This window comes from Streptomyces sp. NPDC050560 (assembly GCF_044457285.1).
Classification (GTDB): Bacteria; Actinomycetota; Actinomycetes; order Streptomycetales; family Streptomycetaceae; genus Streptomyces.
On record NZ_JBITGT010000003.1, the window covers coordinates 14,699 to 39,429 of the forward strand.

Annotated in this window: 27 protein-coding genes; 17 read left to right on the forward strand and 10 right to left on the reverse strand. The window is 74.1% G+C overall.

Going from position 1 to position 24,731, the window contains the following annotated elements; genetic code table 11:
• Positions 1-16: 16 nt before the first annotated feature.
• Complete coding sequence (locus ACIBIW_RS07465) at positions 17-637, reverse strand: TetR/AcrR family transcriptional regulator (RefSeq protein WP_399333005.1); 621 nt, start codon at positions 635-637, stop codon at positions 17-19.
• Between the two features lie 254 nt (positions 638-891).
• On the opposite strand from ACIBIW_RS07465, the gene ACIBIW_RS07470 reads away from it, so the two are divergent.
• From ACIBIW_RS07470 to ACIBIW_RS07500, 7 genes are all read left to right on the forward strand, one after another.
• Positions 892-2,370: an MFS transporter gene (locus tag ACIBIW_RS07470; RefSeq protein ID WP_399333007.1), complete on the forward strand. Its 1,479-nt coding sequence runs from the start codon at positions 892-894 to the stop codon at positions 2,368-2,370.
• 203 nt (positions 2,371-2,573) lie between these two features.
• Positions 2,574-3,389 carry a HipA family kinase gene (locus ACIBIW_RS07475; protein ID WP_399333009.1) on the forward strand — a complete coding sequence of 272 codons (816 nt, stop codon included), beginning with the start codon at positions 2,574-2,576 and terminating at the stop codon, positions 3,387-3,389.
• Complete coding sequence (locus ACIBIW_RS07480) at positions 3,386-3,778, forward strand: DUF3037 domain-containing protein (protein ID WP_399333011.1); 393 nt, start codon at positions 3,386-3,388, stop codon at positions 3,776-3,778. The genes ACIBIW_RS07475 and ACIBIW_RS07480 overlap by 4 nt, the downstream gene beginning before the upstream one ends.
• Positions 3,779-3,968: 190 nt before the next feature.
• Positions 3,969-4,730 (forward strand): 3-oxoacyl-ACP reductase FabG, encoded by a 762-nt coding sequence (gene fabG, locus ACIBIW_RS07485; protein ID WP_399333013.1) that lies wholly within the window; start codon positions 3,969-3,971, stop codon positions 4,728-4,730.
• A 93-nt stretch (positions 4,731-4,823) separates the two neighbouring features.
• Positions 4,824-5,579 carry an SDR family oxidoreductase gene (locus tag ACIBIW_RS07490; protein WP_399333016.1) on the forward strand — a complete coding sequence of 252 codons (756 nt, stop codon included), beginning with the start codon at positions 4,824-4,826 and terminating at the stop codon, positions 5,577-5,579.
• Between the two features lie 111 nt (positions 5,580-5,690).
• On the forward strand, positions 5,691-6,374 hold the full coding sequence (gene ung / locus ACIBIW_RS07495) for a uracil-DNA glycosylase (protein ID WP_399333018.1): 684 nt from the start codon (positions 5,691-5,693) through the stop codon (positions 6,372-6,374).
• 141 nt (positions 6,375-6,515) lie between these two features.
• Complete coding sequence (locus tag ACIBIW_RS07500; protein WP_399333020.1) at positions 6,516-7,004, forward strand: hypothetical protein; 489 nt, start codon at positions 6,516-6,518, stop codon at positions 7,002-7,004.
• Between the two features lie 22 nt (positions 7,005-7,026).
• Here the strand turns inward: ACIBIW_RS07500 and ACIBIW_RS07505 are convergent, their stop codons facing one another.
• Together ACIBIW_RS07505 and ACIBIW_RS07510 are read right to left on the reverse strand one after the other, a co-directional pair.
• Positions 7,027-7,467, reverse strand: coding sequence for a hypothetical protein (locus ACIBIW_RS07505; protein WP_399333022.1), 441 nt, complete (start codon positions 7,465-7,467; stop codon positions 7,027-7,029).
• Between the two features lie 122 nt (positions 7,468-7,589).
• Positions 7,590-8,342 carry a MerR family transcriptional regulator gene (locus ACIBIW_RS07510; RefSeq protein ID WP_399333024.1) on the reverse strand — a complete coding sequence of 251 codons (753 nt, stop codon included), beginning with the start codon at positions 8,340-8,342 and terminating at the stop codon, positions 7,590-7,592.
• Positions 8,343-8,419: 77 nt separating this feature from the next.
• Here ACIBIW_RS07510 and ACIBIW_RS07515 point away from each other — a divergent pair, with 77 nt between their 5' ends.
• Positions 8,420-8,884, forward strand: coding sequence for a DUF6194 family protein (locus tag ACIBIW_RS07515; protein ID WP_399333987.1), 465 nt, complete (start codon positions 8,420-8,422; stop codon positions 8,882-8,884).
• Positions 8,885-8,908: 24 nt separating this feature from the next.
• Here ACIBIW_RS07515 and ACIBIW_RS07520 read toward each other — a convergent pair whose 3' ends face one another.
• Positions 8,909-9,547: a TetR/AcrR family transcriptional regulator gene (locus tag ACIBIW_RS07520; RefSeq protein WP_399333026.1), complete on the reverse strand. Its 639-nt coding sequence runs from the start codon at positions 9,545-9,547 to the stop codon at positions 8,909-8,911.
• 83 nt (positions 9,548-9,630) lie between these two features.
• On the opposite strand from ACIBIW_RS07520, the gene ACIBIW_RS07525 reads away from it, so the two are divergent.
• The 3 genes from ACIBIW_RS07525 to ACIBIW_RS07535 all read left to right on the forward strand — a co-directional run bounded on the left by ACIBIW_RS07525 (position 9,631) and on the right by ACIBIW_RS07535 (position 12,600).
• Complete coding sequence (locus tag ACIBIW_RS07525; protein ID WP_399333028.1) at positions 9,631-10,851, forward strand: FAD-dependent oxidoreductase; 1,221 nt, start codon at positions 9,631-9,633, stop codon at positions 10,849-10,851.
• A 10-nt stretch (positions 10,852-10,861) separates the two neighbouring features.
• Positions 10,862-11,767 (forward strand): Gfo/Idh/MocA family protein, encoded by a 906-nt coding sequence (locus tag ACIBIW_RS07530; protein ID WP_399333030.1) that lies wholly within the window; start codon positions 10,862-10,864, stop codon positions 11,765-11,767.
• A gap of 131 nt (positions 11,768-11,898) precedes the next feature.
• A complete protein-coding gene (locus tag ACIBIW_RS07535) occupies positions 11,899-12,600 on the forward strand; it encodes an HAD family hydrolase (RefSeq protein WP_399333032.1) in 702 nt (233 codons plus the stop codon).
• 396 nt (positions 12,601-12,996) lie between these two features.
• On the opposite strand, the gene ACIBIW_RS07540 is transcribed toward ACIBIW_RS07535, so the two are convergent.
• The 3 genes from ACIBIW_RS07540 to ACIBIW_RS07550 form a co-directional block, all read right to left on the reverse strand.
• Positions 12,997-13,176 (reverse strand): hypothetical protein, encoded by a 180-nt coding sequence (locus ACIBIW_RS07540; protein WP_399333034.1) that lies wholly within the window; start codon positions 13,174-13,176, stop codon positions 12,997-12,999.
• Positions 13,177-13,453: 277 nt separating this feature from the next.
• Positions 13,454-14,290 (reverse strand): GNAT family N-acetyltransferase, encoded by an 837-nt coding sequence (locus ACIBIW_RS07545; RefSeq protein WP_399333036.1) that lies wholly within the window; start codon positions 14,288-14,290, stop codon positions 13,454-13,456.
• A gap of 210 nt (positions 14,291-14,500) precedes the next feature.
• Positions 14,501-15,226, reverse strand: coding sequence for a TVP38/TMEM64 family protein (locus tag ACIBIW_RS07550; RefSeq protein ID WP_399333038.1), 726 nt, complete (start codon positions 15,224-15,226; stop codon positions 14,501-14,503).
• A 317-nt stretch (positions 15,227-15,543) separates the two neighbouring features.
• Between ACIBIW_RS07550 and tuf the strand changes: the two genes are divergently transcribed.
• Both tuf and ACIBIW_RS07560 read left to right on the forward strand, forming a co-directional pair.
• Positions 15,544-16,722, forward strand: coding sequence for an elongation factor Tu (gene tuf, locus ACIBIW_RS07555; protein ID WP_399333040.1), 1,179 nt, complete (start codon positions 15,544-15,546; stop codon positions 16,720-16,722).
• Positions 16,723-16,792: 70 nt separating this feature from the next.
• A complete protein-coding gene (locus ACIBIW_RS07560) occupies positions 16,793-17,638 on the forward strand; it encodes a spermidine synthase (protein WP_399333042.1) in 846 nt (281 codons plus the stop codon).
• Between the two features lie 7 nt (positions 17,639-17,645).
• Here ACIBIW_RS07560 and ACIBIW_RS07565 read toward each other — a convergent pair whose 3' ends face one another.
• Both ACIBIW_RS07565 and ACIBIW_RS07570 read right to left on the reverse strand, forming a co-directional pair.
• Entirely contained in the window at positions 17,646-19,223 is a 1,578-nt protein-coding gene (locus ACIBIW_RS07565; protein ID WP_399333989.1) for an MFS transporter, read from the reverse strand.
• 273 nt (positions 19,224-19,496) lie between these two features.
• Positions 19,497-20,606: a hypothetical protein gene (locus ACIBIW_RS07570; RefSeq protein WP_399333044.1), complete on the reverse strand. Its 1,110-nt coding sequence runs from the start codon at positions 20,604-20,606 to the stop codon at positions 19,497-19,499.
• Between the two features lie 308 nt (positions 20,607-20,914).
• On the opposite strand from ACIBIW_RS07570, the gene ACIBIW_RS07575 reads away from it, so the two are divergent.
• Together ACIBIW_RS07575 and ACIBIW_RS07580 are read left to right on the forward strand one after the other, a co-directional pair.
• Positions 20,915-21,574 carry a DedA family protein gene (locus ACIBIW_RS07575; protein WP_399333046.1) on the forward strand — a complete coding sequence of 220 codons (660 nt, stop codon included), beginning with the start codon at positions 20,915-20,917 and terminating at the stop codon, positions 21,572-21,574.
• Between the two features lie 145 nt (positions 21,575-21,719).
• Positions 21,720-22,463 (forward strand): acyltransferase, encoded by a 744-nt coding sequence (locus tag ACIBIW_RS07580; protein WP_399333048.1) that lies wholly within the window; start codon positions 21,720-21,722, stop codon positions 22,461-22,463.
• A 10-nt stretch (positions 22,464-22,473) separates the two neighbouring features.
• On the opposite strand, the gene ACIBIW_RS07585 is transcribed toward ACIBIW_RS07580, so the two are convergent.
• On the reverse strand, positions 22,474-23,340 hold the full coding sequence (locus ACIBIW_RS07585; protein ID WP_399333990.1) for an EamA family transporter: 867 nt from the start codon (positions 23,338-23,340) through the stop codon (positions 22,474-22,476).
• A gap of 99 nt (positions 23,341-23,439) precedes the next feature.
• Here ACIBIW_RS07585 and ACIBIW_RS07590 point away from each other — a divergent pair, with 99 nt between their 5' ends.
• On the forward strand, positions 23,440-24,012 hold the full coding sequence (locus ACIBIW_RS07590) for a helix-turn-helix domain-containing protein (protein ID WP_399333050.1): 573 nt from the start codon (positions 23,440-23,442) through the stop codon (positions 24,010-24,012).
• A 26-nt stretch (positions 24,013-24,038) separates the two neighbouring features.
• On the forward strand, positions 24,039-24,593 hold the full coding sequence (locus tag ACIBIW_RS07595) for a YbaK/EbsC family protein (protein ID WP_399333052.1): 555 nt from the start codon (positions 24,039-24,041) through the stop codon (positions 24,591-24,593).
• Positions 24,594-24,731 lie beyond the last annotated feature (138 nt).

A 24,731-nucleotide genomic window follows, 5' to 3' on the forward strand; every position in this document is an offset into this window, starting at 1 on the left:
CCGTACCGCCGGTCCCTCAGGACGCCTGACCGGGGACCCGTGGCCCGCCCGGGTGCAGCCCCTCGACGAGCACCGTCAGCAGCCGCGTGGCCTCCTCGGCGTCACAGCCCGTCTGCGCCGCCACCAGCGACACCGCGTTGATCACGCGCAGCAGCAGCATCTCGTCGATGTCGCCGCGCACGGCACCGGCCTCCTGCGCCCGCGACAACAGCGTCGCCGCGGCGCCGCGGATCGTGCCGCGGCACCACGAGCTGATCTCGGCGCCGTCGTCCTTGAGCATCAGCGCCAACAGGCCCGTCAGGCCCTGGTAATGGCTCATGCTGGTCAGCAGCGTGCTCATCCAGCGCATCAGCGCGCCGTACGGGTCCTCGGACGCCGACACCTCCAGGGCCTGCCCGCACAGCCGCTCGATGTGGTCCCGGTAGACCTGTTCGAGCAGGGCCTCCCGGGTGGGGAAGTGGCGGTACAGCGTCGCGTTCGCGACACCGGCGCGCTTCGCGATGTCGTCGAGCGAGGCGTCGGCGCCGTACCGGCCGAACGCCTTGTCCGCCTCGACGAGGATGCGCGCGTAGTTGCGCCGGGCGTCCGCCCGCCGCGGGCGCTGCCGCGCCGTGGAGCCGCCGCTCGTGGACGTCACACGCGCCTCCCTGGTGGTGTCGCGGCGATGGCCGCTCGTATGCCGCTGCCCCCGATCATAGGCGCCCCCGGACACGGCGCTGACCTGCGCGGACAATTCCTTCTTGAGCAAAGCGGGGACGGTCCCCTATTGTTTCGGTGTCAGGCGGGGACTGTCCCCGTTTCGTGTGACGCCCCGCTGCCGGACGCCCACCGCCCCGGCGGCGCCTCCGGCAGGCCCACCACCGCCAGCGAGCCGAATTCCCACGGAGTCCCATGACCGAGAACACGGTCCCCGGCCAGAACGTCGAGAAACCGGTGCGGAGCGCCGCGGACTCCGCGACCCACCACCCTGCCGTCACCCTGGCCATCATCGGCGTCTGCTACCTGATGATCACGCTGGACTCGACGGTGGTCACCATCGCGCTGCCCGACCTCCAGAGCGACCTCGGCTTCTCGTCCACGAGCCTGTCCTGGGTCATCAACGCCTACACGATGGCCTTCGGCGGCCTGCTGCTCTTCGGCGGACGCCTCGGCGACATGATGGGCCGCCGCCGCGCCCTGATGGCCGGCACCGCCGTCTTCACCCTCGCCTCCCTGCTCGGCGGCCTCGCGGGCACGGCGACCCTGCTCGTGGCCGCGCGCGCCCTCCAGGGCGTCGGCGCCGCCCTGATCGCGCCGAGCACACTGGCGCTGATCGCCAGCAGCTTCGAGGAGGGCCCCGCGCGGCACCGCGCCCTCAGCGTCTACTCCGCCACGGCGGGCGCGGGCGGCTCGCTCGGCCTCATCCTCGGCGGCCTGCTCACCGACGTCTCCTGGCGGCTCACCCTGTTCGTCAACGTCCCCCTCGGCGTCCTCGCCGTGCTGGCCGCGCCGCGGTTCCTGCGCGAGCCCGAGCGCCACAGGGCCCGCCTCGACATCGTCGGCACGGTCACCGCGACCGCGGGCATGGTCGGCCTGGTCTACGCCTTCATCCGGGTGCCCACCGCGGGCTGGGGCGACAGCCTGACGATCGGCTCGTTCCTCGCCGCGGGCGTGCTGCTCGCCGGCTTCCTGTGGACCGAGACCAGGGCCGGGGCGCCGATCATGCCGCTGTGGCTCTTCACCGACCGCAGCAGGTCGGGCGCGTACCTGAACATCCTGCTGCTCACCGGCTTCATGCTGGGCACCTTCTTCTTCCTCACCCAGTTCGTGCAGGACGTGCTCGGCTTCGGCTCGCTCGAAGCGGGCCTCGCGTTCCTGCCGATGACGCTCGGCACCTTCGCCACCGCGTCCCAGGCGCCGAAGCTGCTGCGCAAGTTCGGCGCCAAGCGGCTGATGGCGGCGGGCGCGGTGCTCGTCGGCTGCGCCTCCCTCTGGTTCACCCGCCTTGGCGGCGACAGCGGCTACGCCTCGGGGGTCCTCGGGCCGCTGATCCTCACCGGCATCGGCATCGGGCTCAGCTACATGCCGATGAGCGCCACCGTGCTGGCCGCCGTCCCCCCGAAGGACTCGGGCTCCGCCTCCGGAGTGCTCCAGACGATGATGCAGCTCGGCGCGGCCCTCGGACTCGCCATCCTGGTCACCGTCTTCGGCACCGCGAGCGGCAACGCCCACGGCCCCGCCGGCGCCTCGCCCGAGACGCAGGCGCGGCACGCCTTCACCGAGGGCATCCAGAGCGCCTTCGCGGCGGGCGGCCTCTTCGTGGTGTGCTCGCTGCTGGTCATCCTGTTCCTGATCAGGAGCAGGCCCAAGACCCCCGAGAACGCCGGGTGAGACCGCACGGCCGCCCCCGCCTCCCCGCTGTCACGCCTGGTTACTATGCCTACCTCATACCGGAGGCCGGTTTCCCCGGGCCGCGACGCGTTGGAGCAGACCTTGGAACGTGCGGGACGCGAGGGACGTACGCAGCGTACGGGCCGTGAGGGGTGTGCGGGCCGTATGTGCCGGGCGTGGGAGCGGCGAGGGGGCTCCGGGGGATGCTGAGGGAGGTCACCGCCACCCGCTATGTCGAGCCGCTCCGTGAGGGCGGCTCGCTGCCCGGCCTCGTCGAGGCCGACGACCTCGGGCTCTACGTCACCAAGTTCACCGGCGCGGGACAGGGCCGCAAGACACTCGTGGCCGAGGTGATCTGCGCCGCGCTCGCCCGGGGCCTCGGGCTGCGGGTGCCGCGGCTGGTCACCGTGGACGTCGACCCCGTACTCGGCCTCGGGGAGCCGGACGAGGAGGTGCAGGACCTGCTGCGGCGCAGCGGCGGCACCAACCTCGGCGTGGCCCACCTCTCGGGCGCCCTCGGCTTCGACCCGCTCGCGTACACCGTGGACCAGGCGGAGGCGGGCCGCGTGGTCTGGTTCGACGCCGTCACCGGCAACGTGGACCGCTCCTGGCGCAACCCCAACATGCTGGTCTGGCAGGGGCGGCTGTGGCTCATCGACCACGGCGCCACCATGATCTGGCACCACAACTGGCGCGGCGCCGAAGCCGCTGCCGCCCGCCCCCACGACGCCTCCGACCACGCACTCGCCGCGTTCGCGCCCGCCGTCGCCGAGGCCGCGGCCGAACTGGCGCCCCTGGTCACCCCCGACCTGCTCGCGCGGGCCGCCGCCGAGGTGCCCGACGCCTGGCTCGCCGGGGAACCCGGCTTCGCAAACCCCGACGAGGTACGGACCGCGTACACCCGCGCACTCCTGGCCCGCGCGGGCACCCCCGTCGACCGGCTCGTCACCGGCCTGCCGGAGGCCGAGCCGCCGGGCCCCGCGGGCTGGGCGGCGACCGGACGGGAGGCCGGGGCATGAGCGCGCGAGGGACACGCGACGTGTTCGAGTACGCGCTGCTGCGGGTGGTCCCGAGGATCGAGCGCGGCGAACGGATCAACGCGGGCGTCGTCCTGTACTGCCGGGCCCACGACTACGTGGCCGCCCGCACCCACCTCGACGCGGCACGGCTGACCGCCCTCGACCCGGACGCCGACGTCACCGGCGTGCGGGCCGCGCTCGCCGCCGCGGAACGGGTCTGCGCGGGCGGCGCCGCGGCCGGGCAGGCGGGCCGGGACGACCCCGGCCGCCGCTTCCGCTGGCTGATCGCCCCCCGCTCCACCGTCGTCCAGCCGGGCCCCGTGCACACCGGACTCACCGCGGACCCCGCGGCCGACCTGGAACGGCTGCTCGAACTGCTGGTGCGGTGAGGTACGGCACATTCCGGAGCCCCGCGCGGAGCGAAAAGGACCGGGACCGGCGGCGGGCCGTTGACACCGGGTGCCCGGACTTCTAGCGTCACGTCTGCCGAAGGTACTAAGCGGTCGCTCACTGTCCGGGCGGGCCGCTCGGCACAGTCAGAGGCCGGTGTCACGGCGTGTCGAGGCAAGGAGAAACGCAATGCCCACCACTGATCAGCGGGTCGCGATCGTCACGGGGGCCGCGCGCGGCATCGGCGCCGCGACCGCCGTACGGCTGGCCGCCCAGGGCCGCGCCGTCGCGGTGCTCGACCTCGACGAGGACGCCTGCGCCGACACTGTGGGACGGATCAGGGAGGCGGGCGGCACGGCCACCGCCGTGGGCTGCGACGTCTCCGACGAGGCCGCGGCCCAGGCCGCCGTCGCCCGCGTCGCGGACGAACTCGGCGCGCCCGTCATCCTCGTGAACAACGCGGGCGTGCTCCGCGACAACCTGCTGTTCAAGATGAGCACCACCGACTGGGACACCGTCCTCGGGGTGCACCTGCGCGGCGCCTTCCTGATGTCCCGCGCCACACAGAAGCACATGGTCGACGCGGGCTGGGGCCGCATCGTCAACCTCTCTTCCTCCTCCGCCCTCGGCAACCGCGGCCAGGTCAACTACTCCGCCGCCAAGGCCGGGATGCAGGGCTTCACCAAGACCCTCGCGGTGGAACTCGGCAAGTTCGGCGTCACCGCCAACGCGGTCGCGCCCGGGTTCATCGCCACCGACATGACCAAGGCCACCGCCGACCGGGTCGGCATGGGCTTCGAGGAGTTCAAGACGGCCGCCGCGGGACAGATCCCGGTGCGCCGCGTCGGCGAGCCCGAGGACGTGGCGGGCGCCATCGCCTTCTTCACCGACGACGCCTCCGGATTCGTCTCCGGGCAGGTGCTGTACGTGGCGGGCGGGCCCCTCGACTGACCCGCGGGCGTCGGCCACGCGCCGGCACCCGCGGCGGGCCCGACCGGCCCGGGACAAGGCGGCCCGAGGGGGCCCGGACGACAAGGCAGGCGAATGACAGTGCAGGACAGCGGCCGGGTGGCGCTGATCAGCGGGGCGAGCAGGGGCATCGGCTTCGGTGTGGCGGAGGCGCTGGTGGCGCGCGGCGACCGGGTCTGCATCACCGGCCGCGGCGAGGAGGCCCTGCGCGAGGCCGTGGCCAGGCTCGGCGAGGACCGCGCCATCGCGGTGGCGGGCAAGGCCCACGACGCGCGGCACCGGGAGGCGGCGGTGGAGCGCACCATGGAGGCGTTCGGCCGCGTCGACTATTTGGTGAACAACGCCGGGACCAACCCCGTCTTCGGCGGGCTCGCCGACCTCGACCTCGACGTGGTCCGCAAGGTGTACGAGACCAACGTGCTCTCCGCGCTCGGCTTCGCCCAGCTCACCTGGGCCGCCTGGCAGCGCGACCACGGCGGCGCCATCGTGAACATCGCCTCCATCGCGGGCGTGCACGCCTCGCCGGGCATCGGCGCCTACGGCATGAGCAAGGCCGCCATGGTCAACCTCACCCTGCAACTGGCCCATGAGTTCGCGCCTGTGGCCCGGGTCAACGCCATCGCGCCCGCCGTCGTGAAGACCCGCTTCGCACAGAGCCTCTTCGAGGGGCGCGAGGAGGAGGCCGCCGCCGCGTACCCGCTGGGCCGGCTCGGCACCCCCGTCGACATCGGCGGCGCCGCCGCCTTCCTCACCTCGGAGCAGGCCGACTGGATCACCGGCCAGACCCTGCTGATCGACGGCGGCCTGGTGCTCAACGCCGGGGTGAGCTGAGCGCCGCCCCGTGCGGGGCGCGTTGTCAGTGCCGCCCGGTAGGTTCTTCGGTGTTGCGGCGGTCGCGCTCCACGGCGGCCGTCAGAAGAGCGTATTCCGGAGGATGTTGACGTGACCGACACCGCCATGCTGCCCGAGTCCTGGCGCGGCGTCCTGGGCGAGGAGCTTCAGAAGCCGTACTTCGCCCGGCTCACCGAGTTCGTCGAGGAGGAGCGCGCGAAGGGTCCCGTCTACCCGCCCCGCGACGAGGTCTTCGCCGCCCTTGAGGCGACCCCGTACGACCGTGTGAAGGTGCTGGTGCTCGGCCAGGACCCGTACCACGGCGAGGGACAGGGCCACGGGCTGTGCTTCTCGGTGCGCCCCGGCGTGAAGACCCCGCCGTCGCTGCGCAACATCTACAAGGAGCTGCACGCGGAGCTGGGCCACCCCGTCCCCGACAACGGCTATCTGATGCCCTGGGCCCGGCAGGGCGTCCTCCTGCTCAACGCGGTCCTCACGGTCCGCGCGGGCGAGGCCAACTCCCACAAGGGCCAGGGCTGGGAGAAGTTCACCGACGCCGTGATCAGCGCCGTGGACCGCCGCCCCGACCCGGCGGTGTTCGTGCTCTGGGGCAACTACGCGCAGAAGAAGCTCCCGCTCATCGACACCGGCCGCCATGTCGTGGTGAAGGGCGCGCACCCCTCGCCGCTGTCCGCGAAGAAGTTCTTCGGCTCGCGGCCCTTCACCCAGATCGACAAGGCGGTCGCCGACCAGGGCCACACCCCCGTCGACTGGCGCATCCCCGACCTCGGCTGACCCCCGCCGCCCGGCTGCCCGGGGGAGCGCGCCTCACCGGCATTGTCGGTGCGGGCGGCTAGCGTCGACCGTCGGGCGGGCGGGCCGCCCGGGCCGCGCCCGCGCGCGGCCGTGCGGGACACAGGACGAAGGGAGGACGCGATGACGGAGCGGCAGGACGAGGCGACGGACGACCCCATGATGGCCAGGATCGGCCAGGTGATCATGCTGCACCACGGTGGGGACCGCGAGGAGGCGAGGGACCGCTTCCTCGCCCTCTGGTCCGAGATCGGCGAGCACGGCGACCCGCTGCACCGCTGCACCCTGGCGCACTTCATGGCCGACGCCCAGGACGACCCCGGCGACGAACTCGCCTGGGACCTGCGCGCCCTGTCCGCGGCCGAGGAGCTGACCGACGACAGGCTCGCGGCCCACCACGCCTCGCTCGCGGTCCGCGCCTTCTACCCTTCCCTGCACCTCAATCTGGCGGCGGACTACGAGAAGCTGGGCCGCCACGAGGCCGCGCGCAGCCATCTGCACCGGGTGCGCGCCACGATCGGCGCGCTCGCCGACGACAGCTACGGCGACGGCATCAGGGCCGCCGCCGACCGCATGGGGGAGCGCCTGGGGGACCCGCGGCCGGGCGAATGAGCCGGGCGGCGGGCGGCCGGGGTCAGTTCCCGCCGTGGCCGTACGTCTCGTCGCAGATGCGGGACTCGGAGCTGCCGTGCCGCCAGCCCCCGTACTTCCGCGCCAGCGCGCACAGATCCTGCGCCGACGAGGGAGCGCCGCTCCCGGGCGTCGCCGACGGCGTGCTCCTGGGCCGCTTAGTCGTGGGGCCCGGGTCGGGCCTGCCGGTACCCGGCGGGGCCTGCCGGGAGGGGGAGCCGGTGGGGGTCTCGCCCGCGCCCATGCGCTGAAGCGCCTCCTGCGCGGGCCCGCGCTGCATCCGCGGCGCGCTGCTGGCGTCCGGCGCGGAGGCGGCCTGACGGGACGCGTGCGGGGCAGACGGGGCCGGGTGCCGGGATGCGCTTCCCGAGCAGCCGGAGACGGCGGCCAGGGCCGACACGGCCGTCACGAGTACGGCGGCCACGGTGGAGGGAGTTCGCTGCACCCGCCTACTCTGCCGCCTCCCGCCCGGTGTGAGAATCAGATCGGCCCGATGTCACCCACAGGAGTGAAATTCCCGGGTGGGAGTGCATCGGGGGGCGGGACGGATGTCGCCGTTGTCGTGGTTCAGGCGTCCCGGGACGGCTCCCCTGCGGCCGTGACGACCGCCGCCAGGTCCGCGCCCGCCCGCAGCAGTGCCACGGTACGCAGCGCGATCTGGTCGAGCCGCCGGTCGAGGATGCGCCGTGCCTCCCCGCGGCCCTCAAGACCGGACAGCGCGTCCACGACGCCGCGGACCGCGGGGATGCCGTATCCGGCGCCGCGCAGCGCCGCCACCACCCGGGCCGCCCTGATCGCCGCGAGGCCGTAGCGGCGCGCCCGCAGCGACGTCACGCGCTCGGGCGCGAGCAGCCCTTCCTGCTCCCAGAACCTCAGGGTCGAGGGCCGCACGCCGAGCGCCTGGGCGAGCTGCGTGATCGTCATGGCGTCGCCCCCGTGCTCGAACTCGCGCGCCCCCGCCTCGGCCTCGACCGCCCGCAGCGCCTCCCGCGCCCGCAGCGCCTCCTCCCGCTCCCGCGCCAGCAGGACGTGCGCCGCGTTGACCGCCGCTGCCGCCGCCGCGAGCGGTCCGCCGCGCAACTCCGCGAGGGTGTGCCGGGCCGCGACGGGCCCGACGGCGCCCGCGAGCCCCCGGTAGGCTCGCAGGGCGTGCACATGGACGGGCGTGTAGGCGCGGTAACCGTTGCCCGACCGGGCGGCCGGAGGGATGACGCCCAGCCGCTCCAGGTCCCGTACCTGCTGGAGCGAGTACCCGGACTCCCGGGCCACGTCCGCCGTCCTCAGCGGCGCCCGCCGCGCACCGCCCGTGTCCTCGTCCACCGGCCAACCCCACAGCAGCACTTGAAGGTCATGCTCGAACCATGAGCGAAGCCAAGAGTGCCAGAAGCAGTGTGGTCATGGAGCAGATCGTCGCGGCCGTGCGGGGTTTCGACGGCGCGTTCGTGCGCGTGTCGGAGCCGGGCGGCGACGCCCCCGAGGCGGCATGGGGCGACGCGTTCTTCTACTACGCCCCCGACGGCCGCCCGCCCGCCAACGCCCAGCCCTACGGGACCGTCGTCACCGGGGACCTGCCGGGCGACACCGCCTCCGCCCTCGCCCCCGCCGGCCGCTGGCGCGTCAACGTCCAGGTGGACCCGGCGACGTTCCGCGCCCTCACCGGCGAGGAGCCGCGCGCCCTCGCCCGCCCCCGCGACCACACCGCGGCCGACCTCGTCCTGCCCCACCCGGTGTACGGGCCGCTCGGCTGGATCGCCGTCGTCAACCCCGACCGGACGGCCGGGACGGTGCTGCGGCTGCTGCGCGTCGCCCACGACGCCGCACGCGCCCGCCACGCGCGCAGGCACGGAACAGCCGGAGGGTGACCGGGGGCGTACGGCCTCGGCGCGTCACCGGGCGCCGGGGTCCGCCCCCGGCGCCGCCCCGAACAGCCCGGCGAGCAGTTCCCCGAAGCCGGTCCGCAGCTCGTCCCTGGACGGCACCTCCGCGTGGTAACTGCCCGCCACGCACGAGAACATCAGGCCGTCGCAGTAGGCCGTGAGCGCCAGCACATGGCGCCCGGGGGCCGGGGAGCCCGCCGCCGTCAGCATGGCCCGCAGCAGCTCCCTGAAGCCGCGCCCCGCCGCGTCGAAGTAGCCGCGCAGCTCCGGCCTCCGGGTGGCTTCGAGGGCCAACTCATAGCGGGCCACCAGCAGTTCGCGATGGCCCGACAGATAGCGGTGCAGCGCGAGCGCCAGCGCGTCCCCGAGCGCGGCGCGGCCCCCCGCCGCCGACGCCATCTCCCCGGGCGCCAGCACCCCCGCCTCCCGCTCGGCCAGCCGCCGCACCGCCGCCTCAAGCAGTGCCAGCCGGGTGCGCGCGTGGTTGGACGTCGACCCCTGCGGCAGCCCGGCCGCCTCGTCGACCGCCCGGTGTGTCAGGCCCCGCATGCCCCGCTCGGCGAGCAGCCGCAGCGCCGCGTCCGCCACCGCGACCGCCCGGGGGGACGGCGCGTGCGAGGAGGCAGGGGCGTCAGAAGAGCTGGGCATGCCCTCAACCTACCGGAGCCACTACGTGTGTAGTACGGTCGCCAGAGGTACTACACCTGTAGTGGAAGCGGCGAGGAGGAGCCATGGTGGACGGTCCCGAGGGCCAGGACGGCGCGGAGCGCAGGGCCGTGGTGATCGGCGGCGGTATCGGCGGTCTCACCGCCGCGCTCGCCCTCACCCGGCGCGGCTGGCGGGTCACCGTGCTGGAGCGCGCCGACTCCACCGCCCCGGTCGGCGCCGCCATCTCGCTGGCGCCGAACGCGCTGCGGGCCCTCGACACCCTGGGCCTCGGCGACGAGATCCGCGACCTGGCCGCCTGGCAGGGCGAGGGCGGCCTGCGCACGCCCCGCGGCACCTGGCTCGCCCGCAGCGACGCACGCGCCGTCGCCGAGCGCTTCGGCGACCCCCTGGTGCTGCTGCACCGCGCCACCCTGGCCGGGACGCTCGCCGCGCGGCTGCCCGAGGGCACCGTGCGCACCGCCACCGCGGCCACCCTCGCCGACCCCGGGGGCCCGGGACCCGCCAGGGTCGCCACCGCGGACGGCGACATCGAGGCGGGCCTCGTCGTCGCGGCCGACGGCGTCCACTCCCGGGCCCGCGCCGCCCTCTTCCCCGGCCACCCCGGCGCCGTGTACGCGGGCTTCACGAGCTGGCGCATGATGGTCCCGCCCCCGTTCCCCACGGTCGCCCCCCACGAGACCTGGGGCCCGGGAAGGCTGTGGGGCAGCCAGCCCCTCAAGGACGGCACCGTCTACGCCTACGCCGCCGCCACCCTGCCCGAGGCCGCGCCCGCGCCCGACGGCGAGAGCGCCGAACTGCTGCGCCGCTTCGGCGACTGGCACGCGCCGGTGCCAGCCCTTATCGAGGCGGGCCGCGCGGGCCCCGTCCTGCGCCACGACGTCCACCACATCGCCACCCCGCTGCCCGCCTACCACCGCGGCCGCACCGCACTCGTCGGGGACGCCGCGCACGCCATGCCGCCCACCCTCGGCCAGGGCGGCAACCAGGCCATCGAGGACGCCGTCGTGCTCGCCCACCACGCCCCGCCGGGCGCCTCCGCCCTCGCCGCCTACACCGCCGCGCGCCGGCCACGTACCACCGCCATGGCCCGCAAGGCCGTCGCCGCAGGGCGGCTCGCGCTCCTCAGGCCGCGGCCCGCCGTCGCGCTTCGCAACGGGGCGCTGTGGCTGCTGTCGCGCACCGGGCCCGCCTTCTTCCTCCGCGGCTTCGACGGCATCGCCGACTGGCGCCCGCCACAGGCCCCGTATGCTTCCCCGGCACGGAACCCCACCAGCACCCCGTGAGGAGATTCAGGTGAAGGTCGGCTGCGTCGGACTCGGCGACATCGCCGTCAAGGCATACCTGCCGGTGCTCACCGCGCTGCCCGACGTGGAACTGCACCTCACCACCCGCACCCCCGCCACCCTGGCGACGGTCGCCGACCGGCACCACGTCCCGCCCGCCAGGCGCCACCCCGACCTGGAGTCCCTGATCGCGGCGGGCATCGACGCCGCCTTCGTGCACGCCTCCACCGCCGCCCACCCCGAGCTGGTGGCGCGGCTGCTCGAAGCGGGCGTGCCCACGTACACGGACAAGCCCCTCGCCTACGAACTGGCCGACTCCACACGGCTCGTGGAGCTGGCGGAGCGCACCGGCAGCGGCCTTGCCGTCGGCTTCAACCGCCGCCACGCCCCCGCCTACGCGCAGTGCGCCCAGCAGCCGCGCGACCTGATCCTGATGCAGAAGAACCGCGTCGGGCTGCCGCAGACGCCGCGCCTGCTGGTCCTCGACGACTTCATCCACGTCGTCGACACCCTCCGCTTCCTGGCGCCCGGCGCCATCGACCAGGTGACGGTACGGGCCCGCACCGAGGGCGGCCTCGTCCACCACGTGGTGCTTCAGCTCGGCGGCGACGGGTTCACCGCGGTCGGGGTGATGAACCGGCTCAGCGGCTCCACCGAGGAGGTGCTCGAAGTCGCGGGCCGCGACTCCAAGCGGCAGGTGCTCAACCTCGCCGACGTCGTCGACCACAAGGGGCAGCCGACCACCCGCCGCCGCGGCGACTGGGTCCCCGTCGCCCGGCAGCGCGGCATAGAGCAGGCCGTCCTCGCCTTCCTCGGCGCGGTGTCCGCGGGCACCGCACCCAGCGCGCGCGACGCCCTCGCCACCCATGAACTCTGCGAGCGGATCGTCCTCGCCATCGGCGAGAACACGGCCTGACCACCCCGTACGTCGCACACCACTGCTGCCGAAGCGGGAAGGTGTGGGCGCGACGCCACCGCAAATGCCGCTGTCCTGACACCTCGTCGTCCTACCCTGGGGCCCTCCGGCAGAGAAATGAGTGGTTGCCCATGATCCAGACCGTGGTGTTCGACGTGGCCGAGACCCTGGTCAAGGAGGACCGCCACTGGGCGGGGTGGGCGGACTGGCTCGGTGTGCCGCGCTACACGCTCGACGCCCTGGTGGGGGTGGTGGTCTCCCGCGGCGGCGAGGGCGAGGACGCCCTGCGGCTGCTCCATCCGGGCATGGACGTGGCCTCGGCCCGGCATGCGCGCGAGAGCGCGGGGCGGGGCGAGTACCTCGACGAGAGCGATCTGTACGCGGATGTGCGCCCCGCCCTCGGCGCCCTGCGCGACATGGGCAAACGAGTGATCGTGGCGGGCAACCAGAGCGCGCGGGCCGGGGCGTTGCTGCGCGGTCTCGACCTGCCGGCGGACGCCGTGACCACCTCGGGCGAGCTGGGGGTGGCCAAGCCCGACCCGGCGTTCTTCGAGCGGGTCCTCGACCTGGCCGGGTCGGCGCCGCACGAGACGGTGTACGTGGGCGACCTCCCGGCCGTGGACGTGTTCCCCGCGAAGGCGGCGGGAATGCGCGCGGCCCACCTCAGGCGCGGGCCCTGGGGGTATCTGTGGGCGGACGACCCCGAGGTGGTGGCAGCCGCCGACTGGCGCGCCGACTCCCTGACGCGCCTGGTGAACGCCCTGGCCGAGGACGACAGGATGAACGGCGCGAACGAGCCTGCCCACGCCGGGGGGAGGGGCGAGGAGGGGTGACGAGAGGTGGGCGCCGGGGTGCGACGACGGAGGATACCCCGGCCGGGCGGCACACCGACCGCACCTCCGACACCCCGGACCCGCGCCCCGCACCGGGATACCAGGAACACCGCCGCGCCCACGGGTACACACCCCGTACCGGCACACCCACCCCGCACACCGCCCTCCCCGGTCGCACCCACCTCGGGCGGGCACACGGTGGTACGGCGCTATGCGCATAGATGGGGGACTACACCCGGTCCGACGCCTCGCATGGGGCCGCTCACCTGGTCATTCGCCGGGAGGGAACGGGCGTTGACGGTGCGGTGGGTGGCGGCCGGTCGGGGCCGGGGGCCCGCGGTACCGCTACCGCGGGCCCCCGGGTGTGCTCCTCGCTCTCACGGGAGGGCCGTTGGATCAGGCCGCCTCGACGATCTCGCGTCGCACGGCCTCGGCCCACTCGGTGACCAGGGTCTCGTACTCCCGTCGCTGATCCGTCGACAGCGTGCCACCGGCACGCAGCCACAGCGCACGGATCTGCTCGTTGACCTCAGCGGCAGATCGTGCGGAAGGACGGGTCTCACGGATGGGGGACATGCCGTACAGCTTAGGGGGTGAATATGACTGTCCGCTCCTCTGCGTCAGCGATTCATTGCCGGGCGTAGCCGGGAATACCGCCCCTGACCTGCCGAATTGACCCCGAAGGCGGCTTTGGGAAACCTCTGTGTGATGTTGGCCGCATCGATGTTTCCGTGGGTAAGAACGGTGGAATACAACGTGGATCTGTTCCCGGCGGCATGTTCTGCGGCCGAGGTGCCCTCGGGCGGTGGATTCGCCCACCGGGGGCGGGTGGGGCCAGGGAGTGTCCCGGGGCTCAGTCGGCGGGGCGGATGAGCTGGACCTGGCGCTCCGTCTCGGCGAAGCCCAGCGAACGGTAGACCCGGATGGCGTGGTAGCCCGGGTCGGCGGCGATGACGAGGGTGCTCACACCGGGCCGCGCCGCCATCGCGGCGCCCGCGCGGTGCACCACCGCCGCGGCGAGGCCCCGCCGTCTGAAGTCCGGGTGGGTTTCCACGTTCTGGTAGCGGGCGAGCCCCGAGCCGTCGGTGAACACCCCCGCGCCCGAGCGCATCCTGCCCCCGGTGAACGCCCCGTACCACTCGCCGTGCCCGCACTCGGCCAGCCGCCGGTACGACGCGTACCGGGCGCGCAGGAAGGGGAGCCGGGAGCCGACGGTGTCGGGTTCCTCACAGGAGCAGTGCAGTTCGAGCGCCTGGGCCCAGTCGGCGTCCCCCGCCAGCGGGCGGACCACGGTGTCCCGCGCCGGGTGCGGGGGTGTGCCCGGCCGCCGCGCGGTGAGGACCGCGATCTCCTCCGCCTCGACGCCGAGCGCCGCGCGCACCGTGGGGTCGCCCGCGTCCCCCTCGGTCCCGTCCACACCGAGCGCCAGATGTGCGGCGCCGGGGAACTCCGCCGCGAAGGCGGCCTCCAGGCGGTCGGCGTCGCCCGGCACCGGCGGCGCGGCGAGCAGCAGGAAGTTGCCCCACCAGAAACCGGGGTTGGCCGGGGTGCGCACCACCAGGTGCCCGCCGCGGTCCTCGACGGCCGAACCGTCCAGGGCACGCAGCATCAGATCCGTACGGAAACCGAGCGAGACCACCTTCACCGTGCCGATCCTAGACGGGCCCGCGAACCTTCCTGCGACGCTCACCGCGGCCACCGCCGGACCGTTGCGGACATGTTTCCATGGGCCGTACAAGAGACCTGACGTCCCGTCATGTCCCGTACTATGAAAGCCGGGCGACCGCAGGCGCGGCTGTCGTCGTCACCGTTACCGCGCCCGTCGTGCCCGACGGTCGGCCGGGTGTGCCAAGCCCCCGCCGGGGCCACGCGCGTCCGGCCGGCCGGCGGCACCCGGGGCTCAACGCCCCCGCAGCCGGTGCCGCTTGCGCCAGGCCACCAGCACCCCCGCCACTGCCGGGAGCACGATGAGGGCCGCCGCGACCAGGAAGACCGGCGAGGTGGGTGTACCTGCGCGGGCCCCCGCCACCACATACGCCGCCGTGTTGGGCACCGAGCCGACCGCCGTCGCCAGCAGGAAGGGGAACCAGCGCATCCTGGACACCGCGGCGCAGTAGTTCGCCGCGGCGAACGGCACCCCGGGAAACAGCCGCATCGCCATCATCGAACGGAAGCCGTGCCTGCTGAGCTGCCCGTCGGCGGCCAGCAGCAGCCTGCCGCGCAGCAGCGGGCGCAGCGCCTCCTGCCCCAGCATCCTGCCGAGCCCGAACGCGACCCCCGCGCCCAGCACCGTCCCACCCACCGCCGCGGCGAGCCCGGGACCCGAGCCGAACAGCGCGCCCGCCGCCAGGTTCAGCAGCGGACGCGGCGCGAACGCCACCGTGCACGCCCCGTACGCGGCCGCGAACACCGCCACCGCGGGGGCACCACTCAGCCGGGGCGGCCAGCCGGACTCCAGCACCCGCTGCGGCTCGAAGAGCAGCACACACGCGCCGAGGCCCGCGAGCAGCGCCACCAGCAGCGCGAGCCGCGCCCACGGCGACACCAGCACCCGCAGCACCCGCCCGGCGAAGCCCGACACCCGCGCGGTCGGGCGGGGCGGGGCGTTGACGGCGGAGTCTGGCACCCCCGGAGCGTAACCGAACCGCCCCCCGGCCGCCGCGCCGCTCCCCGCACGGCCGCGGCCCCGGAAAACCGGTCGACGCCGCGCGGGGAGTCGGCGATGATCCCGTCATGTTCCGGTTCGCCTTCCTCCTCGCAGCATCCGCAGCCGCGGATGCCCGGAAGGCTGCCGTCCAGGTCCTCCTGGCAGCCGACGACGGCGCCCGAAGCTGACCCTTCCCGGACAATCACCGGCGGACCCCGCAGGGGGAGGGTCGGCACCACGAGGGGTCCCCGCTCCCGGCCGCGCCGGGACCGCACACCACCCGCGAGGACACCGCCATGCCGAAGACGGCATACGTACGCACCAAGCCCCACCTCAACATCGGCACCATGGGCCACGTCGACCACGGGAAGACGACCCTCACCGCCGCCATCACCAAGGTGCTCGCCGACCGCGGCAGCGCCACCTTCACCCCGTTCGCGCGCATCGACCGGGCCCCCGAGGAGACCGCCCGCGGCATCACCATCAACATCACCCACGTCGAGTACGAGACCGACACCAGGCACTACGCCCACGTCGACATGCCGGGCCACGCCGACTACATCAAGAACATGGTCACCGGCGCCGCCCAACTCGACGGGGCCATCCTCGTGGTGTCCGCGCTCGACGGGATCATGCCGCAGACCGCGGAGCACGTACTGCTCGCCCGCCAGGTAGGCGTCGACCACATCGTCGTCGCGCTGAACAAGGCGGACGCCGTCGACACCGGCGACGCGGACCTGGCCGACCTCGTCGAGCTCGACGTGCGCGAACTGCTCACCGCGCACGGCTACGGCGGCGACACCGCCCCCGTGGTACGGGTCTCCGGGCTGCGGGCGCTGGAGGGCGACCCGCGCTGGGTGGCCGCCGTCGAGGCGCTGCTCGACGCGGTGGACACCCATGTCCCGCTGCCCGAGCGGTACGTCGACGCGCCGTTCCTGCTGCCGGTGGAGAACGTGCTCACCATCACGGGCCGCGGCACGGTCGTCACCGGCGCCGTGGAGCGCGGCACCGTGCGCGTCGGGGACCGGGTGCGGGTGCTCGGCGCGGACACCGAGACCGTCGTCACCGGTCTTGAGACCTTCGGCAAGCCCATGGAGCAGGCGCAGGCGGGGGACAACGTGGCGCTGCTGCTGCGCGGCGTCGCCAGGGACACGGTGCGACGCGGCCACGTCGTCGCGGAGCCCGGCAGCGTCACACCGCGCCGCGAGTTCACCGCCCGGGTGTACCTGCTGGCGCCGGGCGAGGGCGGCAGGACCACACCGGTCGCCACCGGCTACCGTCCGCAGTTCTACATCCGCACCGCGGACGTCGTCGGCGACGTCGACCTCGGCGAGCGTGCCGTGGCACGGCCGGGGGACACCGTCACCATGTCCGTACGGCTCGGCCGCGACGTGCCGCTCGAAGCCGGGCTCGGCTTCGCCATCCGCGAGGGCGGGCGCACCGTCGGCGCGGGGACCGTGACCGAGGTCGCGTGAGCCCGCCGTCCGCCTCCCCACCGGCAGGGGGGCGGACGGCGGCACCCGCGGGCGCGGGCACAATGGCACGGTGGAAGAGCCAGTACCCGTGACCCGCGCCGTGGACCAGGGCACCGCCAAGCTGATGCCCGACGTGGACCGCGAGCGCGCCTACCTCCTCACCGTCGACGGGGCGCCGCAGTCGTACGTCGACCTGGACGACCCGGAGCACCTCGCCTTCGAGTACGTCCGCAGGATGGGCCACGTCCTCGACCTGGCCGCGCCGCCGGGGCGGCCACTCGACGTCGTCCACCTCGGCGGCGGCGCGCTCACCCTGCCCCGCTACACCGCCGCCACCCGGCCAGGATCGCGCCAGCGGGTGGTGGAGCGCGACCGGGCGCTGCTCGCGCTCGTCGCCGAGGTGCTGCCGCTGCCGCCGGGCAGCGGGGTCGAGACCACCGCCGCGGACGCCAGGCAGTGGCTGGCGACCGCCCCCGCGGGCAGTGCGGACGCCGTCGTCGCCGACGTGTTCGGCGGCTCCCGGGTCCCCGCGCCGCTGACGTCCCTGGAGTTCGTACGCGCCGCGGCACGCACCCTGCGGCCCGGCGGTGTCCTGCTCGCGAACCTCGCCGACAGCGCGCCCTTCACCTTCCTCGGCCGCCAACTCGCGACCTACGGGGCCGTGTTCGAGGAGCTGGCGCTGCTGGCCGAGCCCGCGGTGCTGCGCGGGCGGCGCTTCGGCAACGCCGTGCTCGTGGCGTCCGACCGGGAGCTGAACCTGGCCGCGCTGGCCCGCCGGGCAGCGGGGGACCCCTTCCCCGCGCGGGTCGAGACAGGGGAGGCGCTGCGCCGCCTCGCGCGCGGCGCGGCGCCCGTCGGGGACGCCGACGCCACCGCGTCGCCCGTGCCGCCCGGCGGCACGTTCACCGTCGGCTGACGGAGCCCTATCGTCGGCTGACCGAGCCCTCGGGGGCCGCGGTGAGCGAGCGCGCGTCGTCCGGTACGGCGGGAGCGGCGCCCTCGGGGCCCGCCGCGGCCCCGGCGCCCTCGTCGGTCCCGCCGTCCTGGGAGTCCGCGGAGTCCTCCGGCTCCACGGCATTGTCGGGGCCCTCGGGGAGCGCCGGGCCGCTCCCGGCGTCGACGGCCGCCTTCGGGGCGTCCTGCCCGGCGGCCTCCCGGGTGCCCGCGACGGCCTCCGCGGGACCGGCGGTGACGAGACCGGTGAGGTCGGCGAGGTCGTCCCGCGCCACCGTGGTCACCCTGATGTCCCGGCTCCTGCGCGCCAGGTTCCGTACGTCGGGCACGAACAGCACCGCCAGCGTCATCAACACGATCAGCACCGCGCACCCCCACAGCGAGGGCGTGCGCCCGAACACGCTCTCCGCCGGGCCCGCGAGCGCCGTCGCCAGCGGGATCATCCCGATCGAGCCCACCCAGTCGTACGCGGAGACCCGGGAGAACTTCTCCTCGGGGATCTCCTGGTGCAGCGCGGTCAGCCAGGCCACCCCGAACACCTCGATCGACACCCCGCTGACGAACATCACGCCCACCAGCGCCTCTATCGGCAGCGGCAGCGCGAGCGCGGCCGACGGCATCGCCAGCGGGAACACACACAGGGAGCCCGCGAGCAGCATGCGGCGCGGCTTCCACCGCGTCATCAGCAGCGCGCCGCCGACCGTGCCCGCGCCGAACGCGCCCAGCGCGAGCCCCCAGGGCCCGGCGCCGCCGAGGCTGTCGCGTGCCACCAGTGGCCCGAACACCGACTCCACGGCGCCCACCACCGCGCACACCACGGAGAACTGCGCGACGATCGCCCACAGCCAGGTACGGGAGACGAACTCCCGCCAGCCGTCCTTGAGATCGGCGAGCATGCCGCCGCCCCCGCCCGAGGGGGCGATGCGGTCGATGTCGAGGAGGGAGCGCAGCGCGCCCGCGACCGCGAAGGCCGCCGCGTCCGCCACGAGCACCCAGCCGGGGCCGATCGCGGCGACCATCGCGCCGCCGAGCGCGGCGCCGCCGATTCCGGCGCCGTTCATCGCCATGCGGTAGATCGCGAAGGCCCGGCCCGCCTGCTCGCCCTCCACGGAGGAGAGCAGCATGCCCACGGCCGCCGGGTTGAAGAACGCCTGCCCGGTGCCGCCCAGCGCGCTGAGCAGCATCATCTGCCAGAGCTGTGCCTGCCCGGCGAGCACCAGGGCGGCGAAGGCGGCCTGCGAGAGGCAGTTGACCGCGTTCGCGGTGACCATCACCCGGTGCCGCGGCAGCCGGTCGGCGACCGCGCCGCCGATGAGCAGAAAGAGCACGAGCGGCAGCGTGCGGGCCGCGGCGACCAGACCCACGTCGCCACCGTCACCGCCCGCGTCCAGCACGGCGAACGCGGAGGCGATCAGGGCCCCCTGGCTGCCGAGGTTGGTGACGAAGGTGGCGGTGGTCAGCAGTGTGTAGTTTCTGCTGGCCCAGGAGGGACGCTGGAGACGCCGGATGGCTGGAGTGGCAGCGGGCACTGTGGGACTATCCCCAATGCGGGGCTCCGATGAAAAGCGACTTTCGGCCAGGTGTCCGATTGTCCGTGCGCGGGAGAGCGCCGGAGCCGCCCCCCGGCAGGTCACGCCCCCGGGGCTCCTGGGAACCATGGGAGAAGAAACGGCCGAACCCTGTCGGCCGCCCCGCCCCCTCGTGCCCGTCACCGCCCGTTCCGCCGGGGTACGGCGCCCGTTCACGCTTCCGTACGCTCCCGGCCCGCCCCGTGCCACGGGTCATGACCCTGCCACGGGCCATGACCGTGCCGGCCGGGGCTACTCCTCCGGTTTGCCGTTCAGCCGCACCGTCTTGAGGATCTTCTGGATGGTCTCGTCCGGGATCTCGTCCTTGACGCCCTTCGCGCCGTAGAACGTCCACGACACGAACTCGCCGCCGCCGTTCTTGAACGCGAAGGTGGTGGCCTTCCCGTCCGACGAGCACTTGTCCGTCTTCTTGACGCCGTCGGAGTACGTGGTGGCGACGCTGCCCTTGACGCCCGACGTGGTGGTGAAGGGCTTCGCCTTCCCGATCGTCAGCAGCTTCTTGCTGGCTTCCTTCTGGTCCGTGTAGCCGCCGAACACCCACCACGCGGAGTCGTTCTGCGCCACGTCATCGGTGTTCTTGGCGCCGTTCTGGCCCTTGGTGCCCGCCGCGCCCAGCGCGGTGTCGTCCGTCTGACCGTCGTGGTCGGAGTCGGACGTGCACCACTTCTCCTTGGCGTACGCCGGTGCGGACATGCCGATGAGGGCGGAGCCGTCGCCCTTCTGGTCGTCCTCGAAGCCGATGAAGACGCCCGGGTCCTTGACCGCCCAGTCCGCCGGGACGTCGAAGGCGGTGCCCCACTTCGGGTTCACCACGACCTTCCAGCCGGGGATGGTCGGCTTCACGCTGCTGCCGCCGCGCGGGTTGTCGTCACCGCCGCCCGACGCGCTGGGGTCGGGCTTCGACGTGGCACCGCTCGCCGAGGGGGAGGCGGAGGGGTCGGAGGACGCCGCCGTCTTGTCGTCGTCGTCCGGGATCACCAGGAAGCCGGTGACGGCCGCCGTGACCACCACGGCCCCCGCCGCCACCAGCGCCGTGATCTTGGTGCGCTTCGCCTCGTCCCGCCCCGGGCCACCGGGCTGCTGCGGCGGCTGGCCGCCGCCCATCGCCATGGTCGGCGCCTGCCAGGGCTGCTGCTGGCCCGGCTGCTGCCCCGCGCCCTGCTGCTGCGCGTACGGGTTGGGCTGCTGCTGGGAGGGCTGCTGGCCGTACGAACCCGGCTGCTGCTGGTACCCAGGCTGCTGGTACGGGTTCGGTTGCTGGTACCCCGGCTGCTGATAGGGGTTCTGACTCTGGTCCTGCGGGTTCTGCTCGCCCCCGGGCGGCTGCTCTCCTGGCCACATGGCGAGCCAGCTTACTGGCGGCTCGGACACGGTTTCGTCACCGGGCCTCGTCAGCTCCGTACCGGATATGTGGCGGAACCGTGCCCTCCGGGGCGCCCCGGGTCGCCATGCGCACCGGGTGGCACCCGGCGCCCGGGCCCCACGACCGGGCTTTTCGGGCACCGTTGACGACGTACGCCCGGCATGGCAACCCCCGGGCCGCGCCCGGCGTCCACCCCGTCGAAGCGGGTACCCTTTCCGGGGGCGCCCGGGGGCATACGGCGCGGTCGTGTGTGGGCGCGCCCACGGTGAGATGGAGGGGACCGACGTTGGACGTCCAGGGCTGGCTGGAGACCGTGCCCGCGGTCAGTGTCTACATCCTGGTGGCGGCGGTCATCGGCGTGGAGAGCCTGGGCATTCCGCTGCCCGGTGAGATCGTGCTCGTCGCCGCGGCCCTGCTGGCCTCGCAGAACGGCGACATCGACCCCGTCGTGCTCGGCATCTGCGCGAGCGCGGGCGCGGTGGTCGGCGACTCCATCGGATTCGCCATCGGACGCAAGGGCGGCAGACCCCTCCTGGCCTGGCTCGGCACCAAGTTCCCCAAGCACTTCAGCGAGTCCAACATCGGCGTGGCCGAGCGCTCCTTCAAGAAGTGGGGCATGTGGGCCGTCTTCTTCGGCCGCTTCATCGCCCTGCTGCGGATCTTCGCGGGACCCCTGGCGGGCGTGCTGAAGATGCCGTACTGGAAGTTCCTCGTCGCCAACATGCTCGGCGGCGTCGTCTGGGCGGGCGGCACCACCGCCATCATCTACTCCGTGGGCAAGGTCGCCGAGGCGTGGCTGAGCCGGTTCTCCTGGCTCGGCCTCGTCCTCGCCGTGCTGATCGGCGCGGGCTCGATGCTCTTCGTGCGGCGCAGGGCGAAGAGGGCGGAGGCCGAGCGGGAGGCCGAGGCCGAGGAGCCCAAGGAGAGCGTCACGGCGGGGGAGTGAGCGAGGGGGCCACGGCCCCCTTCCGCCCGTCGGAGCCACCCCGCGCCCCGGCCATACCCCGCAGCACCCGGCAGGACACCGCCGCGTACGGTGAGGGCGTGTCGAAGAGGAGAGCGCGTGGCCCCGTGACCGGGGGAGTGGCACCGTGACCTGGGGCTGGGCACGTGGGGTGGCGCAGCGGGCGGTCCACGGGTGCTGGCGCTTGACCAGGCGGGCCGGCGCGGTGACCGCGCGGCACCCCGGGCGGCTGCGGTTCGGGGCGCTCGGCCCCGGGAGCCGCCTCGCGTTCCCCCAGGGCGACATCTTCAACGAGCACTGGATACACCTCGGCGCCGACTGCCGGATCGGGGAGCGCGTCCACCTCACCGCGGGCCTCTCGTCCCCCGCCGACCTCGGGCCCGACCCGGTCGTCCGCATCGGCGACGGCGTCGTCATCGGCCGCGGCAGCCATGTGATCGCCGTGGCGCCCGTCACCATCGGCGCCAAATGCTGGTTCGCCCCCAACGTCTACGTCACCTCGGTCAACCACGCGTACGACGACCCGTTCTCCCCGATCGGCGAGCAGTGGCCGCGCGCCGCCCCCGTGGAGATTGGCCCCGGCTCCTGGATCGGCGTCAACGCGGTGATCCTGCCCGGCGCCCGCATCGGCGCGAACGTCGTCGTCGCCGCGGGGGCCGTGGTCCGCGGCGAGGTGCCCGACCGCAGCGTGGTGGCCGGCACCCCCGCGAAGGTCGTACGGCGCTGGCTGCCCGGCACCGGCTGGCAGCCCCCGCTGCCCACCCCCGCGCCCGCGCCGATCCCGCGCGACATGACCCCGGAGCAGTTGGTGGCGCTCGCCCGCCTCGCGCCCGCCCCCGAGCAGGCAGCGGACGCCCCGCCCGGTGCCTGACCCGCGGCGCTCACCCCGTCGCCAGCAGCACCGTCCCCAGCAGCGCCAGCCCCGCGCCCGCCGCCTGCACCCGCGCCAGCCGCTCCCGCAGCACACCGCGCGCCGCGAGCGCCGTCACCACCGGGTACAGCGAGGCGAGCACCGCCGCCACCGTCACCGGACCGTGCTGCGCCGCCAGCGCGTACGTGCCGTTCGCCGCGACATCGGCGAGGCCCACGAACGCCAGCGCGGGCAGCGCCCGTACCAGCACCCGGGCGCCGTCCCCGGCGGGCAGTAGTGGGGCGCCGCGGCGGGAGCGCAGCAGCAGGGCCGTGCCGCCCCCGGCGACGTTGGAGACCCGCTGCACGAACAGCGCGAGGAAGAGCCCCGTGACGGTGCCCGACGCCTGGGAGATCAGCGTCATCACCGCGCCGAACCCCACCGCGGCCACCAGCGTCAGCAGCACCGCCTGCCGCTGCACCGGCGCCCCGCGCAACTGCGGCCCGCCCGCCAGCACCACTCCCGCCACCGCCACCGCGATCCCCGCGACCTGGACGAGCCCCGGGCGCTCCCCGAGCACCAGGCCCACCCCCAGCGGCACCACCACGCCCAGCGAGCCGAGCGGCGACACCACGCCCATGGGGCCGAGGGCGAGCGCCCGGTAGAAGGAGAGCATCGCGACCGGGCCGACGAAGCCCGCCGCCACCGCGAACCACAGCCGGGCGTCCGCCTCCCGCCAGGCGCCCGTGGCCAGCACGATCCCGCCGAGCACCGGAAGCGTCAGCAGTTGGGAGGTCACGACCACGGTCAGCGCCGGGGTCCTGCGTGTCAGCAGCCCGCCGCCGAAGTCGGCGAACCCCCACAGCAGGCTTGTCGCCAGGGCGAACAGGACGGTCACAGTCGACACGGGGACCTCGCAGTAAAGTGCGGTTGACCAGGGCGCACCACACGGTAGTGCAGTACATTGAACTTATCATCCAAAATATTGGACGGGGATGTGTCGGACCTCGATCAGCTCACCCAGTCACTCGCCCGCAACCTCAAGCACTGGCGAGGCGAGCGCGGTTTCACCCTCGACGCCCTGGCCTCCCGCGCGGGCGTCAGCCGGGGCATGATCATCCAGATCGAGCAGGCCAGGACCAACCCCAGCGTGGGCACCACCGTGAAGCTCGCCGACGCCCTCGGTGTGAGCATCACCACCCTCCTCGACCAGGACCAGAGCGCGAAGGTGCGGGTGGTGGGCCCGGCCGGCACGGTGCGCATGTGGTCGACCGACGCGGGCAGTTCGAGCACGCTGCTCGTCGGCACCGAGAGGCGCGGCCCGCTGGAGATGTGGGAGTGGTGGCTGATGCCGGGCGAGGGCAGCGAGTCCGACCCCCACCCGCCGGGCACCGTGGAGATGCTGAACGTCCGCGAGGGCACCCTGACCCTGGTCGCCAATGGCGCGGAGCACCCGGTACCGGCAGGCTCGTCCGCCGTCTTCGAGGCCCATGTGGCGCACGGCTACCGCAACGACGGCACGGAGCCCGTCCGTATGACCATGTGCGTGTCGGTGCCGCCGGTGCCGTGACCGGGGGCCGCTGTTAACGTGCCGCCATGCAGGCACCCTTCGGAAACTTCGACGACGCGGCCCCCGCCACCGACCGCCTCGACGACTTGGCGGCCCCCGTCGCCAACGCCGTGCGCGGCTGGCGGGGCGAGGTCGGGGCCGCCCGGTTCATCCTGGTGGACTCCGACCCCCGGTGGGCCGACACCGCCGCGTTCATCGAGCACTACGGGGCCGACCTCGTCGGCGTCTCCGCGAACTGCGTGGTCGTGGCAGGCAAGCGCGGTGGCGCCGCCACGCTCGCCGCCTGCGTGGTCCCGTCCACCACCAAGGTCGACGTCAACGGCGCCGTACGGCGGCAACTCGGCGCCCGCAAGGCGTCCTTCGCGCCGATGGACACCGCCACCGGCGAGACCGGCATGGAGTACGGCGGCATCACCCCCGTCGGACTGCCCGCCGACTGGCCCGTGCTGATCGACTCGTCCGTGGTGGCGCTGCCGTACGTCCTGCTCGGCAGCGGACGGCGGCGCGGCAAGCTCATCGTCCCCGGCGAGGCCCTGGCCGAACTGCCGGGCGCCGTCGTCATGGAGGGCCTTGGCATCTAGGCCGTGTCGTTTGGATCTTCGCGGGGGTGCGACGCCAGCTACGGCACTCCCCCAGCCTTCGGCCGGGAGGTACCCCCACGCCGCGTTGTCGGAACGTCCACGTACGCCCAGTACGAGGACGATCCTCCGCCTTGCGAT